The sequence below is a fragment of the Ureibacillus sp. FSL K6-0786 genome (assembly GCF_037965165.1).
GTDB classification, from domain to species: domain Bacteria; phylum Bacillota; class Bacilli; order Bacillales_A; family Planococcaceae; genus Ureibacillus; species Ureibacillus thermosphaericus.
Window position 1 is genome coordinate 1,214,422 of sequence record NZ_CP150191.1, and the last position, 15,275, is coordinate 1,229,696.

The 15,275-nt window shown below is 36.5% G+C and carries 13 protein-coding genes, 1 pseudogene and 1 riboswitch; of the genes and pseudogenes, 3 read left to right on the forward strand and 11 right to left on the reverse strand.

Annotation, left to right across the window (positions count from 1 at the left end):
* Nucleotides 1–10 precede the first annotated feature (10 nt).
* Complete coding sequence (locus tag NSQ18_RS05930; protein ID WP_016837670.1) at nucleotides 11–1,489, reverse strand: aldehyde dehydrogenase family protein; 1,479 nt, start codon at nucleotides 1,487–1,489, stop codon at nucleotides 11–13.
* Between the two features lie 173 nt (nucleotides 1,490–1,662).
* Here NSQ18_RS05930 and NSQ18_RS05935 point away from each other — a divergent pair, with 173 nt between their 5' ends.
* Nucleotides 1,663–2,460: a TIGR00266 family protein gene (locus NSQ18_RS05935; RefSeq protein ID WP_016837669.1), complete on the forward strand. Its 798-nt coding sequence runs from the start codon at nucleotides 1,663–1,665 to the stop codon at nucleotides 2,458–2,460.
* 723 nt (nucleotides 2,461–3,183) lie between these two features.
* Here the strand turns inward: NSQ18_RS05935 and NSQ18_RS05940 are convergent.
* The 7 genes and pseudogenes from NSQ18_RS05940 to NSQ18_RS05970 form a co-directional block, all read right to left on the reverse strand.
* Nucleotides 3,184–3,522, reverse strand: a complete 339-nt coding sequence (locus NSQ18_RS05940) for a hypothetical protein (RefSeq protein WP_339289414.1) — start codon at nucleotides 3,520–3,522, stop codon at nucleotides 3,184–3,186.
* A 565-nt stretch (nucleotides 3,523–4,087) separates the two neighbouring features.
* Nucleotides 4,088–4,918 carry an undecaprenyl-diphosphate phosphatase gene (locus tag NSQ18_RS05945; protein ID WP_016837667.1) on the reverse strand — a complete coding sequence of 277 codons (831 nt, stop codon included), beginning with the start codon at nucleotides 4,916–4,918 and terminating at the stop codon, nucleotides 4,088–4,090.
* Between the two features lie 306 nt (nucleotides 4,919–5,224).
* Nucleotides 5,225–5,709 (reverse strand): annotated as a pseudogene (gene tnpA, locus NSQ18_RS05950) (IS200/IS605 family transposase).
* A gap of 172 nt (nucleotides 5,710–5,881) precedes the next feature.
* Complete coding sequence (locus tag NSQ18_RS05955) at nucleotides 5,882–8,077, reverse strand: HAMP domain-containing sensor histidine kinase (protein ID WP_339289415.1); 2,196 nt, start codon at nucleotides 8,075–8,077, stop codon at nucleotides 5,882–5,884.
* Between the two features lie 12 nt (nucleotides 8,078–8,089).
* Entirely contained in the window at nucleotides 8,090–8,245 is a 156-nt protein-coding gene (locus NSQ18_RS05960; RefSeq protein ID WP_172597806.1) for a hypothetical protein, read from the reverse strand.
* The gene (locus NSQ18_RS05965; RefSeq protein ID WP_096549848.1) at nucleotides 8,223–8,915 is read right to left on the reverse strand and encodes a response regulator transcription factor; all 693 of its coding nucleotides are present in this window, start codon (nucleotides 8,913–8,915) and stop codon (nucleotides 8,223–8,225) included. Before NSQ18_RS05965 ends, NSQ18_RS05960 begins: the two co-directional genes overlap by 23 nt.
* 127 nt (nucleotides 8,916–9,042) lie before the next feature.
* Nucleotides 9,043–9,963 (reverse strand): EamA family transporter, encoded by a 921-nt coding sequence (locus NSQ18_RS05970; protein WP_016837663.1) that lies wholly within the window; start codon nucleotides 9,961–9,963, stop codon nucleotides 9,043–9,045.
* A gap of 177 nt (nucleotides 9,964–10,140) precedes the next feature.
* Here NSQ18_RS05970 and NSQ18_RS05975 point away from each other — a divergent pair, with 177 nt between their 5' ends.
* Complete coding sequence (locus tag NSQ18_RS05975; protein WP_016837662.1) at nucleotides 10,141–10,371, forward strand: hypothetical protein; 231 nt, start codon at nucleotides 10,141–10,143, stop codon at nucleotides 10,369–10,371.
* A gap of 283 nt (nucleotides 10,372–10,654) precedes the next feature.
* Here NSQ18_RS05975 and NSQ18_RS05980 read toward each other — a convergent pair whose 3' ends face one another.
* From NSQ18_RS05980 to NSQ18_RS05990, 3 genes are all read right to left on the reverse strand, one after another.
* Complete coding sequence (locus NSQ18_RS05980) at nucleotides 10,655–11,641, reverse strand: homoserine dehydrogenase (RefSeq protein WP_016837661.1); 987 nt, start codon at nucleotides 11,639–11,641, stop codon at nucleotides 10,655–10,657.
* A gap of 289 nt (nucleotides 11,642–11,930) precedes the next feature.
* Nucleotides 11,931–12,320, reverse strand: a complete 390-nt coding sequence (locus NSQ18_RS05985) for a hypothetical protein (RefSeq protein ID WP_016837660.1) — start codon at nucleotides 12,318–12,320, stop codon at nucleotides 11,931–11,933.
* A gap of 623 nt (nucleotides 12,321–12,943) precedes the next feature.
* Nucleotides 12,944–14,245 carry an O-acetylhomoserine aminocarboxypropyltransferase/cysteine synthase family protein gene (locus NSQ18_RS05990; protein ID WP_016837659.1) on the reverse strand — a complete coding sequence of 434 codons (1,302 nt, stop codon included), beginning with the start codon at nucleotides 14,243–14,245 and terminating at the stop codon, nucleotides 12,944–12,946.
* A 112-nt stretch (nucleotides 14,246–14,357) separates the two neighbouring features.
* Nucleotides 14,358–14,465: riboswitch (SAM riboswitch) on the reverse strand.
* Between the two features lie 145 nt (nucleotides 14,466–14,610).
* On the opposite strand from NSQ18_RS05990, the gene NSQ18_RS05995 reads away from it, so the two are divergent.
* Nucleotides 14,611–15,255 (forward strand): glycerol-3-phosphate acyltransferase, encoded by a 645-nt coding sequence (locus NSQ18_RS05995; RefSeq protein WP_016837658.1) that lies wholly within the window; start codon nucleotides 14,611–14,613, stop codon nucleotides 15,253–15,255.
* Nucleotides 15,256–15,275 lie beyond the last annotated feature (20 nt).

A 15,275-nucleotide genomic window follows, 5' to 3' on the forward strand; every position in this document is an offset into this window, starting at 1 on the left:
CCTTTTCTTTTTATTTATCTGTATCAATTTGTGCACGCTGAAGCTTGCCACTATAGTCTACATAGATACTTTTCCATTCTGTAAATACGTCTAAAGCGGCTTGACCGGAATCTCGATGGCCATTCCCCGTTCCTTTTGTTCCCCCAAATGGTAAATGAATTTCAGCACCTATTGTACCTGCATTCACATACACAATCCCCGTATCTAAATCTCGTTGCGCTTTAAAAATTCGATTTACATCTTGAGAGTAAATGGAACTGGATAAACCAAACTTCACACTATTATTGACTTCAATAGCCTCATCCAAGCTATTTACCTCAATAATGCTTAATACCGGTCCAAAAATTTCTTCTTGAGCAATGGTCATATCAGGTTTCACATCTGTAAATATGGTTGGTTCAAAGAAAAATCCTTGGTTATATGGTGGTGTTGTAATAATTTCTCCACCAGTTAATAATCTTGCGCCTTCATTTTTGCCGATTTGCACATAATGATAAATTTTTTCTAAAGCTGCCCGATTTATAACTGGTCCGACTTTCACATCCGGATCAAGACCATTGCCAATCGTTAAATTACTAAGTGCTGCGACTAACCTTTCTTCTAATTCATTTTTCACATTTTTGTGAACAATGACTCGGCTGCAAGCGGTACATCTTTGTCCTGTTGTACCGAAGGCGCTCCATAGAATTCCTTCAACAGCTAAATTTAAATCTGCATCATCCATTACGATAATGGCATTTTTACCACCCATCTCAAGGGAGACTTTCTTCAAATGTCGGCCACCTAATTCTGCGACTTTGCGTCCTGTTTCGTTTGAACCTGTAAAAGAAATCACTTTTACATCTGGATGTTCTATAAGTGCCGTACCAACCGTAGAACCTGACCCAAATACAATATTCACAACTCCTTCAGGCAGGCCAACTTCTTCAAAAATTTTTCCTAATTCATACGCCATGAGAGGGGTTTCGGTAGAAGGTTTCCAAACAACTGTATTACCAGCAACAATCGCAGGAAATGACTTCCACGTAGCAATGGCAATGGGGAAATTCCAAGGTGTTATAATGCCAACAACGCCGACGGGACTTCTTACACTCATTGCAAATTTATTTGGTAATTCGGAGGGAGTCGTCTCACCAAATAATCGTCTGCCTTCACCCGCCATATAAAAAGCCATATCAATGCCCTCTTGCACTTCGCCACGGGCTTCTTCAATCACTTTCCCCATTTCTTTTGTGAGGATTTGAGCTAGATACTCTTTCTTTTCCTTTAATTTATAACCAATTTCATATAAATATTCAGCTCGTTTAGGAGCTGGAATGAGAGCCCATTCTTTTTGAGCTTGTTTTGCTGAACGAACAGCTTCTTCCACTTCATTCTTCGTTGAAAGAGGGACTTTCGCTAATTCCTCACCTGTTGCTGGGTTAATGACTGCAACTTTTTCTAAATCTTGTTCAATCCAACGGCCATTTATATAGTTTTTTAAGTCCATAACACCCTCCTTATATTTTTAATTACTTATTGTACTATTATTCAACATTTTCTCGATAATCCCTTTTTTTTCTCAACAATTCATAAAATGTCTTGAACTAGTTGAAACTTTATCCAAAGGGAAACGTATGAAAATATCGTATATATTAAGTAAATGCTAAAGGAGGCAAGGACATGAATAATCATGAAATTGATTACAAATTATATGGCGATGATATGCAATACGTTGAAGTGGAACTAGATCCGAATGAAACAGTTATTGCTGAAGCCGGGAACTTAATGATGATGGATGATGGCATAAAAATGGAAACAATTTTCGGTGATGGATCTTCTAAAAGCGGTGGAGGATTCATGGGGAAATTAATGGGAGCTGGGAAAAGGCTTCTAACGGGTGAAAGTTTATTTATGACGACCTTCACAAACGTTGGCATGGGGAAAAAAAAGGTATATTTTGCAGCTCCTTATCCAGGTAAAATCATCCCAATGGATTTAAGTAAATTAAATGGTAAAGTAATTTGTCAAAAGGATGCTTTTTTAGCTGCGGCAAAAGGGGTTTCCGTCGGCATCGAATTTCAACGGAAAATCTCTGCTGGGTTCTTCGGTGGAGAAGGATTCATCATGCAAAAACTTGAAGGGGATGGCATGGCGTTTATTCATGCAGGCGGTGCCATTCATCAAAAAGAATTACAGCCAGGTGAAGTTCTTCGAATCGATACAGGCTGCTTTGTCGCAATGACTTCAGAAGTGGATTATAGCATTGAAGCTGTTGGTGGCATTAAAACCGCTCTGTTCGGTGGGGAAGGTATCTTCTTCGCAACTTTACGAGGCCCTGGTACTGTTTGGATTCAATCATTACCATTCTCGAGACTTGCAAGCCGCGTATTCGCAGCAGCTCCTGTTTCCCAAGGCGGAGGAGGAAAAGATAAAGGTGAAGGCGGTATCGGCGGTTTATTTAACTTATTTAATGATTAAAAGATGCAATTTCCAATATTTTTAATGTTGGTTGTGTGGATATTGCTCACTCTTGTGTGGATGACTCCACTACTCGTGTGAATGGTTGTGGATATACTCTCATCTTGTGCGGATAGCACTCCTACTCGTGTGGATACATCTTCATCTTGTGCGGATGGCACTCCAACTTGTGTGGATATGACTTACACTTGTGCGGATGATATTTCTACTTGTGTAGATGGTTACTCATCTCGTGTGAATAATGCTCACTCTTGTGTGGATTGCTCCCCTACTTGTGTGGATACATCTTCATCTTGTGCGGATCGTTCTTTACTTGTGTGGATAGGAGCTAATCTTGTGTGGATGACTCCCCTACTCGTGTGGATACACTCGTATCTTGTACGGATGATATCTCTACTCGTGTGGATATGACCTAATAATAAAAGGGCCTCTCCTTATTTAAGGAAAGTGCCCTATATTCGAATAAAGAAAAAGCCCAACCTTATCTTTTCTCCTATTTCTTTGAGTCCCACAAAATACCCTTAAATGCAAAAAGGCCCCCCTTAATCAAGGGAAACTCTAGATAGCTGAAAGTCGTTTTTTCAATTAACAGGTTTTTATCAGATATCATCTTCTACATATTTTGAAATGTATTATCGTAGAGCAGATTAATAGAAGAGATTGCGGCAAACAATGAAAACTGTACACAGTATTCTTTCGCTTTCTATACCAAATGTGGGATGCCTAGATGTTTTGATGATGCTTTGGCTTTGTTTTCTTAAATCCTAAATAAATTCTTATTATCAACGCCAATCCAAAAATAGAAGTAAAGAAAATTAAAAATATTTCCTTTAAGTAAATTGATAAAACTAAAAGTGTAACTATAAAAAAGAGACTGAATAGACGCCAAATGTTATCTGACTTATCACTTATTTTTACAAAATCAACAAAAATGAAATGAATTATTTCGTATATAAAAAAGCTGATTAATCCCCAGTAAAGCAAACTGTTATTTTCCGGTAATCCGGTTTGATAAACAACAATAAGGAAGACAATAAAAGTAAAATACTTAACGTATTTCATTTGTAAACCAACTCCTTATATGATTCTTAAGAAAGGAGACGTGCATATGAAGGAACTCACAAAAATAGCTAGTGTTAATGTTGAATCAAATAAAGACCAAGATTATATATAAAACGACATTGTTTTTTATAAATCAAAAGTAGATTCTAAAATGATTGAAATAGTTTCAAAATAAAACTACAAATAAAAAATGTTGGTTACTATTACGAAGCCAAACGAATGAAAGATATATTTAAAATCTAAAATTTAACATCCATAAAACATTATTTCATTATTTTAATAAATATGTAAATACTTAACATTTATTCGTTCCTCAACTTAGGTGGATATGACATAACCTTATGCAGATGGCAACCCTACTCGTGTAGATTTATCCTAATCTTGTGCGGATAGTTCCCCTACCCGTGTAGATATTGCTCTCACTTGCGCAGTTGGTTTCCCTATTTCTGTGGATATAAACTAATCTTGTGTGGATATGTCGATACACGACAAAAATGTACATCCTCCCTTTATTTATAAATGTAATAAAAAAATCCTTTCCCGTTTTGAGAAAGGATTTTTTTCATTACATTACGAATAATACCGCAATCAATACCGCTGCCAACACTAAACGGTAAATAGCAAAAGGTACTAATCGAATACGAGAAATTAATTTTAAGAAAAATTTAATAGCAATTAACGCAAAGATAAATGCACTAATAAATCCGACAGCATAAAACCAAAAATGATCAGGATTAATTTGATCCCAGTTTTTTACTAAAGATAATCCACTAGCTCCTGCCATAATTGGAACAGCCATAATAAACGTAAAGTCCGATGCCGTTTTATGGTCAAGCCCCATCATCACCCCACCGGCAATCGTCGCACCAGAGCGGGAAAAGCCTGGCCATAAAGAAAGACATTGAATTAATCCAATTTTAAATGCTTTACCATAAGATAATTTGTCTAATGAAGTAACTGCTGGTCGTTTTGGTCCAAATTTATCAGCAATAATCATCCAGAAAGCACCTAAAACTAACCCGACAATGACCGTTTCGGTTGTGAATAAATGTTCGTCGATAAAATCTTCAAACAATACGCCAAACACGCCAGCTGGAATAATTCCCACAATTACGTGCATTAAATTAAAACGTTTCGAATATTCTTGTCCATCGATTTTGTATAAACCAACAAGACTTAACATACGTTTCCACATGACGACAACGACCGCCAAAATGGAACCAAGCTGAACAACAATTTTAAATGTATTTGCGGACCCCTGTCCTAAAAATTCCGTCGTCTTTAACCATAGGTCATCCACAATAATCATATGACCTGTAGATGAGACAGGAGCAAATTCCGTCATCCCTTCTACAAACCCGAGGATGAGTGCTTTTAATAATTCAATGAATTCCATAAGACGTAATTCCCCTTACTCTCTTTTCACTCAATTTACAATACACGATACTTTCTAAAATGTCCATCACTTAAAAAACGTAATAATTCCATTTTGGTTTCCATCTTTAATAACCCTTACTACATTATTTATTCTTCCGCTAAAGTATTCCAACTGAATTGACGAACGAAATAAAATCAAAACCACCCGTGTGAACGGGTGGTTTGTTCTGCGGCTAGAAGCCTTTATTACTGGCCAACCCCTAAAGGGGCATCGAATGGTTCGCCAACTGCACTACTTTTCCAGCTGACCCTTAAAGGGTCTCTTTTATTTTTTCCTAGGTTTTCGCTTTATCTCTTCACCTGTAAATGGATCGACGAACTCTTCCATACTGAGTTGATCTGCAATGATATCATCTTGTATTTGATTTCGAATATATTCTTCAATTACCTTTTTATTTCTACCTACCGTATCCACATAAAATCCTCTACACCAAAATTTTCTGTTTCCATATCGATACTTTAAATGGGCATGTCGATCGAATATCATCAAACTACTTTTTCCTTTTAAATATCCCACGAATGATGAAACACTTAATTTTGGTGGGATACTGACCAACATATGTATGTGGTCTTTGCATGCGGTAGCTTCAATTATTTCTACGCCTTTTCTTTCACATAGTTGTCTTAATATTTGTCCAATATCTTCTTTATCTTTCCATAAATTATCTGTCTTCTATATTTTGGTGCAAATACAATGTGATACTTACAATTCCACTTGGTATGTGCTAAACTATTTGTGTCAGAAGACATAATAGGTCCCTCCTTGGTACTAAAATTTGGTTGGCGAACCGAAATTTATTTTAGCATCAAGTGGGATCTTTTTTAATACCTCGCTGTAAGCTATACGGAACCCCCTGCCTAGCAGGGGGTTTTCTTTTTTACACAAGAAAAAGGTTGCGAATTTCATATCGCAACCTCTCCATCATTCCGCAGTCACCGTCACAACAACTTTAAATAAATCACCATCGACGCTAATTCTCAATTTTCCATTATGCATATCCACAATCGATTGAGCGATGGCAAGTCCTAGGCCTGAACCTTCCGTATGCCGCGACTCATCAGCTCGTTTAAAACGTTCTGTTAATTCCTCTACGTTATCACCTAATTCATAATTTGCGATATTTTTCACAGCTAATTCAGCAACTGAATCTACCTTTTTCAATGTAATATATACCCTAGTACCTTCTAATGAATATTTCAATGCATTTACAATTAAATTATCAATCACTCGCCACCATTTTTGTCCGTCTACATAGGCATAAAGGGGCTCATTTGGTAACATAACGCGAAGATCTAAATTCGCTTTTTCAAAAGCTTCTTTATGTTCGCCAATCGCCTGCTGCAATAACTGTGTTAAATCAATTCGTTCCTTTTTTAATTCCACGTTCCCGCTAGACATTTTTGACACTTCAAACAAATCTTCAATAAGCGTTTTTAAACGGTGGGATTTATTCTCTAATATTTCGATATATCTTTTCCGCTCATCCTCTGTAATATTGGGATTTTTTAATAAATCTGTATAAGTAATAATTGATGTGAGTGGTGTTCTCAAATCATGGCTCACATTTGTAATTAATTCCGTTTTTAATCGTTCACTTTTCGCCTGTTCGCTTAAAGATTTCCGAACCCCTTCTTGCAACTCGTTTAAATTCTGTGCATGTTGTGCAAGAGGTGATTTCCCTTTTACCTGTACTTCTCTCGTCAAACGTCCTTCTGCCATATCTTTCGTTTGCTTCATAATTCGATTCAAATACCCTGCATTTCTTAAGAAGATCATTGTGGCTGGTAAAGCTATAAAGAGAAATAAAGGAGCATAAATGACGATTGCTTCAAGATGCATGAAAACGATCGCAATACCAAAACCCGCACAAAAGGCGACAAATAAGATAAATAAAGCCTGCACTCCAATTGAGCGAGTTAAAAATAAATCTTGAATGCCGTCAGATAAACGATAAGCTAATGATCTTTTCCACTCATATTTAATATTTTCTTCATTGTTCACGGATTCCCAAGTCCATAGTGCTCCCAAAATACTAATGCTTGTAAAAATATAAATTAATACTAAGTCGATTGCTAAATGAATGCCGATTTGAATCCATTCATGATTCATGTAATAATAATTGAATCGGATGAAATTACCTGTAATGTCAAATATTAAAGACGTAATCAGTATTGCAAATAACGTTGCTGCAATACGTAAGTCAATCGGCATTTTTAAAAAGTATTCTTTTAAGCGGTTTTCAAATAAAAAGTCTCTAAAGGACGGCTTCGCTACCGTCATCAACCCAACAATCGCCAATAAAGAAGTAGCCCAAATGCTATAAAGTATTATTTTTACAGTCATAAACACTTGATAATCTTCTTTAAATTGAGTATTCTGCATCATCGATTTTGAAATGATGATAGTACCTTCATAACGAGATACTTTTCCTTCAATCGTCATCTCTGGTTTCATAATTGTGTAGTCATATTCATTTGGGGAAATCGTTCTTGAACTGTTTACGACTAAATACGAATTTTTATCTCCAAAATTCTCTTTAAACACCGCTTCCGCATTCACATCGCCAGATTGAAAGGTTTCTCCCGTTTCAATATTTCGTAAACTGTAAGCAAAGTAATTATACTCATCTAAAAACGCCTTTTTATTTTCATTCTCTAAAACAGCGTACCGGTGAATAATTGCCTCTTTTTGCTTTCGAATTTTTTCTTCTACGTGACTATCATCCTGAAAGTTTTTCTTAATATCTTCAATTTTTTGATCCCGTTCTTGTAGAAGCAATTCTTTCAATTCCGGATCGTCAGCAGCTTGTTCAATTCGTTCTTGATATTGATATTTAATATTTTCCACTTGATCGGTTAGCGACCCAAAATAATTTCGGTGATATTCAATTTCCTCTTTTGTTACAGTAATTTGCTTTTTTGCCTCTTCCACATCAAACGGATCTAATACATATCGCCCTATTTCACTTTTAAAATTTTCTAAATTTCCTTTAAAGGAATTCGAATCAAAGTAAGATTTTCCGATATATTGCGATCCATAAGTAATTAATAAGAAAACTGAAAAAAGAGTCCAAGATATAAGAAAAAGAGAGAGGAGTATTTTACTTTTTTCTTTCATAACATTTCCTCCTCAAAAGATCTTGACAAAGAACGTGATAATGTTGTTCCATTCTTTTGTTAAAAATCGAATCGTAAAGCTAATAATCAATATGATGCCGATAATCGATGCAATGAGACTTGCTCCCATCAAACCGACTTCTAACTTATTTTTCAATTTTGTAACCAATGCCCCACACAACCTTTAAATATCTCGGATTTTTTGGATCTGCTTCAATTTTCTCCCGTATTTTTCGAATGTGTACAGCAACGACATTTTCCGCATTGTACGCCTCTTCGTTCCAAACCCGTTCATATATTTCTTGTATAGAAAAGACGCGACCAGCATTCGTGAGCAATAGCTCGGTAATTTTATATTCAATCGGGGTGAGCTTGACAATTTCTCCATTGAGTCGAACTTCTTTTGCTTCACGATCGATTGATAAACCATTTACTTCGATTTTCGAATTGGTTGCTCCATTGTACGTACCAAGTTGGGTATATCGTCTTAATTGAGATTTTACTCTAGCTATCAGCTCTAACGGATGAAAAGGTTTTGTAATGTAGTCATCTGCACCAATTGAAAGTCCATGTATTTTATCTGTGTCTTCCGCTTTCGCACTGAGCATAATAATCGGGATATTTCGTTCCTCCCGAATCCTAAACGTTGCTTGAATGCCATCTAAATTCGGCATCATGATATCAAGGATAATCAGATGCACTTCATTTTTGGAAAGAATTTCGAGAGCCTCTTTTCCGTCTTTTGCCTTCAACACATTGTATCCTTCGTTTTTTAAATAAATTTCGATGCCGTCACGAATGTCCTGATCATCGTCTGTTACAAGTACAGTAAGTTGCATTCGCATCTCCTCATCTCTTTTTCTTATAGTTTTATCATAAAGTATGTTTCTTACAAAATTGCTAGGGAAAATCTTAAGAATTTCTGAAGAACAACAAAAAGAAAAGAAAAACTACTCAAGGTCCCCCTTAAGTAGTCTCTTTAGATACAACATCATTTTGCTGTTGTAAATTTACTTCTTTCGTCTGTTTAACCGATTTTCTACTACCAAGAGTCAGCACCAATATGCCTCCAAGCAGTAACATTACGCCAATCCAACTAGTAGGGCTTAAATATTCTCCAACTAGAAACACGCCGAGTAACGCTGCCGTTAAAGGCTCCGCTAACGATAACGTCACCGCAGAAGAAGAACTGATTTTCTCAAGACCCGCTAAATACAATATGTAAGCTAAACTCGTGGCAAAGAGCCCCATAAAGAGCATAGGCCAAAGATTTTGCGTATTTAACACCCACGAAACACCATTTTGAGAAAAAGGCAGTAAAAATATAGCGGATAACGTAAAGGTTATCGCAACACTTGGTAACGTCTCTTCCCTTTCAGTTAATTGCTTGCTGCTATTCGTGTAAAGAGCAAACATCGAACCAGCACATAGGGCAAGTAAGATTCCTAGAGGATGAATCGTCGTTTCTCCACGATTAACAAATAACAAGATGCAACCGATAATCGCCAGCAACGTGGCAATTCCCCAAACTCTACTTGGGCGACGTTTAAAAATCAACCATTCAATAATTCCTGCAAACACCGGCGAACTTCCAATCGTAACGACCGTCCCAACAGCAACTCCTGTGTAACGAACAGACGTAAAAAATAAACTTTGGAATAAAGCAATTGTCAGTGCAGCTAAAATTGTCCATTTCCAAGACCATTTTTTTAAGTTGATTTTTCGCATCCCGAGGACTGCAATGAGTAATACCCCTCCTCCAATCGCTGATCGTACTCCAGCAACAGCAATCGGTGAAATGCCTTCCTGTAAAAAAGTTTGGGTTGTCCCAACGGTTCCCCAAAACATCGCTGCAAGCAATACAAAGATATATGGCAATATGTTCATTGCATATCCTCCCACTCAAAATACAATTTACTGTAATGCTATCATAATTTTTAATTGGCAACATCGGAATTTTGATTTAAAAAACTCTCCGATTCCCATAATAATATTGTAAAATAAACTTACCATTAGTCAGAAATTTTCTTTAAGGGAAATCATAAATGAAAGGCGGGTCATGTTGTGTACAAAACAGTGAGCGAGACGGCAAAAGATATTTCAATGCCTGAAGAAATGGTCCTGCGTTACATTTATGAAGGGCGTATTAAAGCAGTTCATGATGGAGAACAATTTCTCATCAATAGCGCTCAATTTGAAACATACCACGAACAATTAAAGCAAATAAAGGAAGAGATTGAACTTTGGCGGAACACGCCGATACCAGAAGATATTGACGTCAAAGATGAAGATTAACAAGGGTTGTCAATGCAGCATATTAAAAAATGATCATCCAACCCCACATGGATGATCATTTTTTCTCCAATTATATTTCCTTTCAATGGCTTCATCCCCCTACCATAAAATTAAGACATCATTTCAGATAGCACAATTCTCAATGCTTAAAATAAAATATAAATGTTGATTCTTACGATGAAGTTCATCATATGAATTTTTGAATATAATCTTTAAGATTTATAGAAAATAAAATGCCTCTTAAACCGAAAGTTTTTCAGAAGCATTTCCAGAAGCAACTATTTTATATTGTTACCACAAAACCAGCACGTTTTCCGATAATTTCAGCGTAATCTTCTACCATCACACTTGCAGTTGGATACATTCCAGCACCTGGGCCAACAAGAGTCAGCGTTCCGATATAGTTTGTTTCCATCGTAACCGCATTAAATACATCGTCAATTGGATAAAGTGGGTGTTCTTTATCAACTAGCATTGGTCCAACTTGGGCAAAAATTGTACCGTCTGCTAACTTTTCCACTTCTGCGACGTGACGATACCTTAGTCCTTTTTCAGTTGCCTCTTTCACTTGTTCCGGCGTAATGTCATCGATTCCTATTACTTTTACATCATTCCAGTTCGGCTGCTCACCAAAAGCTAGGGCAGATAAAACCATGAGCTTTTTAAAAGCATCTTGACCCGAAATATCCATAAATGGATCCGCCTCTGCATATCCAAGTGCTTGTGCTTCTTTCAACGCTTCTTCGAAAGACCATCCTTCCGCACGCATTTTTGTTAAAATGTAATTGGAAGTACCGTTTAAAATGCCCTGTATTTTTGAAACATCATTCACAAGCAAAATATTTTTCATAGTTTTAATCACAGGTACTCCGCCTGCCACTGTTGCTTCAAATCCAACAAAAACGCCATTTTGTTTCGCAAGCTCCTGCAATTCAAGTCCGTATTTTGCAAACATGACTTTATTCGCTGTTATAACATGACATTTATTCATAACCGCTTTTTTCAAATATGTGTATGCGGGTTCTTCTCCTACAATGGCTTCAAAAACAACTTGCAACCCTTTAACAGATAAGCAATCATCAATACTATCCGTCAATAGATGTCGTGTTCCTGGAACTCGCTCCTTTGTAGTGTCACGCACTAAAATTTTTGCCACTTCTAGTTCGACACCTAATTTATTACGTAAATCTTCTCGCTTTTCATTCAATATATGATAAATGCCTTGACCTACTGTGCCAAATCCTAAGATGGCCGCCTTGATTGTTGCCATTTCCTTTTCGCCTCCATCTTTCTTTCCATGAAATTACATTGTTGAATAGTGAGTGCAGCGAATTCGTACTACACAAACACTTTCTTCAGCGGATGAAAATAATAAAAAATTCAATATTTTTTGAAACATACAGAAATTTTAACGTATATTTCAAAGGAACTCAAGGGAATTCTACCCAAGAAGGACAATTGTTTTCTTCAGAAGGGCGGATAAATGCATAACTGATTCATTTTTCGTTAAAATAAAAAAGCCAGTACTATATTATTGTACTGACCAGTCATTCATCTTATCATGATGCATGCACTAATAATGCAGTTTGATAGTTACGTAAAATCTTTCTCATCAATCGTTCTTCTTCCGCTGAAAAGGCAGGAACAGCAAAAGGTCTTCTTATCAATTGGAAATCCCCATATGTTAAAAACCATTCTTTTGCAGGTTCTAAAATTGGTTGTTCACCCAATTCTTTATATGCATCGTATACTTCTTTTACTATATACCCGTGTGTTAAAAGCGTATAGGTTTGCTCTTTATACGGGCTGTATCCAAAAACACTTTCCCACTGTTTTTTTACTATTTCAAGCAAATGTTGCAATGATTTTGCATTTACAAAAGTATTCATGTCATTTAATTCGTATATGATATAAGCCGCAAAATTTTGGGCACTATAAATCTTTTTCATAGGATTCAACTCCTTTTAAAGGGGAAAGCCATTAAAGGCTTTCCTTAAACATTTAGGGGGGATTATTGAAAATACCAAATACAATAGCATTCAATCAACTCTTATATACACTATAAATGATTAAACGATAAAATTCAAGTAACCTAATTATTTTACTAGGAATTAATTTTATATATCGAAAATGGGGTGTCTAGAATTGAGAACGATTGGTTCTACCAAAATGACAGATCAGCCTATTTATTAATGTGAATTGTATTCGAATGGGAACACAACTCACATCGTATTAAATTATTTTTGCTACAAATGAGTAGCCTTTCGATTAAGCGCCTTTGAGGAAAATTTGAATTATCTACTGCAAATGAGCAGCCTTACTCAATCAATCATTTTAAGAAACTTTGGATAATTGGATCAGCTGCGAATGAGCAGCACTTTCCTATTAAATTTTCACTGCAAATGAGCATTTTATCTTTTGGACCATAGAGGATTTTAATGTTGCACATGAGCAACCTCTTCTCATAAACGACTATTATGGGGAGCATTTAATGCTTTATTTTTTAACAGCGGCAAATGAGCAGCTATTATTAGCGATTCAATAGCGGTTCTTAGAGGGCTTGAACGAATGATTAAGCCTTATTTACACTAAATTCTGCCTCAGCTTTTGCTAAAGCTTGATCTAAATCTGCAATAATGTCATCTACATTTTCTAAGCCGATGGATAAGCGAATGAGTTCTTCCCCTACTCCAGCAATTTTTAATTCCTCAGCAGATAATTGTTGGTGAGTTGTTGATGCAGGATGAATAATGAGCGATCTTGCATCTCCAACATTCGCTACGTGAGAGAATAATTTCACGTTGTCAATTACCACTCGACCTGCTTCACGACCACCTTTAATTCCGAATGTTACCATTGATCCGTAACCGTTTTTTAAATATTTCTTCGCAAGGTGGTGAGATGGGAAGTTTTCATCCCCTGGATAATTCACATATTCTACGTATGGGTGGTTTTTCAAGAATTCCACAATTCTTTCTGCATTTTCACCATGTCTTACATAACGAAGATGAAGGGTTTCTAAACCTTGTAAGAAGCTAAACGCTGCATCTGGCCCTAAAGTTGGACCTAAGTCACGTAATAATTGTACACGTAATTTTGTTGCAAAAGCAGCTTCGGCTGTATCAATACCATAACGAATTCCGTGATATGTGTGATCGGGCTCAGTGAATCCTGGGAATCGACCTTGTGTCCAGTCAAATTTACCCCCATCTACAACAATTCCTCCGATTGTTGTACCGTGTCCCCCAATCCATTTTGTCGCAGAGTGTATTACGACGTCTGCTCCAAATTCAATTGGGTTGCATCCATATGGAGATGGGAACGTATTGTCGATAATTAATGGTATGCCATTTTCGTGAGCAATTTTTGCCACCGCTTCAATATCTAAAATATTTAAACTAGGGTTTCCTACCGTTTCAGCATAAATCGCTTTTGTTTTGTCCGTAATCGCTTTGCGGAAGTTTTCTGGATCTCTTTCATCTACAAATTTTGTAGTAATTCCCCAGCGCGGCAATGTGTTTGCAAATAAGTTGTATGTTCCACCATATAAGGAACCAGCTGAAACAATTTCATCTCCTGCATTAGCGATGTTTAAAATGGAGAATGCAATCGCCGCCTGACCGGAAGATAAAGCAACAGCTGCAGTACCACCTTCTAGTAAAGCAACACGCTTTTCAAATACATCTACAGTTGGATTCATAATGCGAGAATAAATATTACCAACTTCTTCAAGAGCGAATAATTTGCGCGCATGTTCTGTGTCTTTGAATGCATATGCTGTTGTGCGATAAATAGGAACAGCAATAGCACCTGTAGTAGGGTCAGGTTGTTGGCCACCGTGAAGTAATAACGTTTCTGGCTTGAATTCGGACATCGTTTTCTCCTCCTAAATAAATAATTGATGGATTTCTTGAGGAGGCATTGAAGTAAAACAAAAACCCTCTTCTTATATAAGAAGAGGGTGTTGTATGCACGTACATTTCCTCCTCTTATCTTTCAGATCAATATGATCTGTAGGATTTAGCACCTTTGCAATTTTCTTGCCGGTTGCCGGGCATCATAGGGCCTAGTCCCTCCGCCTCTCTTGATAAGAGTATTGATTTGATTTCCATCGTTGGATTAACTATAAAACATAGTATGCCACTCTGTCAACTAATTTTTTAAAAAATTTGAAACTATTTTTTATTTTATTGAGTATAATATATTAAAATGCACTTTTCTATAAAGGAGTCCAATAGAATGATAACTGCAGTGATTACATTTCTTATTGTCGGCTATTTTATTGGATGTATTCATGGGTCAAATGCAGCACAATTACTTTCCGGTGTGAATTTAAAAGAAGCTGGACTCGGCAATGCAGGAGCTTCCAACGCTACCCTTACGCTGGGCTGGAAATACGGCATACTTGTTGGATTCATTGATATCGGAAAAGGAGTTTTTGCGATTATCTTAACAAGATATTTTTTAGATCACTATACACTATTTGAAACTGAACAAATCTCAATATTGCTCTATTTGACAGGTGCCGCAGTAATTCTAGGTCATAATTTTCCCATTCATATGCATTTCAGAGGCGGTAAAGGAACTGCTTCCCTCATCGGAATTTTCCTTGCAATCAATTGGAAATTTGGTCTACTTTCTATGATAGCTCTTGTCATAGTTTCCTTATTATCCAACTATTTAATTATCGGTGTATTCTTTTTGTATATCGTTTTTGCTATAAACTCTTTGCTGTTTGAACCAACTATTTGGCCATTTATCATCGTAATATTGCTGTTATTGGTTGCAACGATTTTACATTTAGAAAACATTAAACGCATTAAACTCGGGACAGAACCAACCATCAACGCAGCTTTTAAAAGAGAGAAAGATGAAACCGCATAAAAAAATCTCCCGTAAAGGTA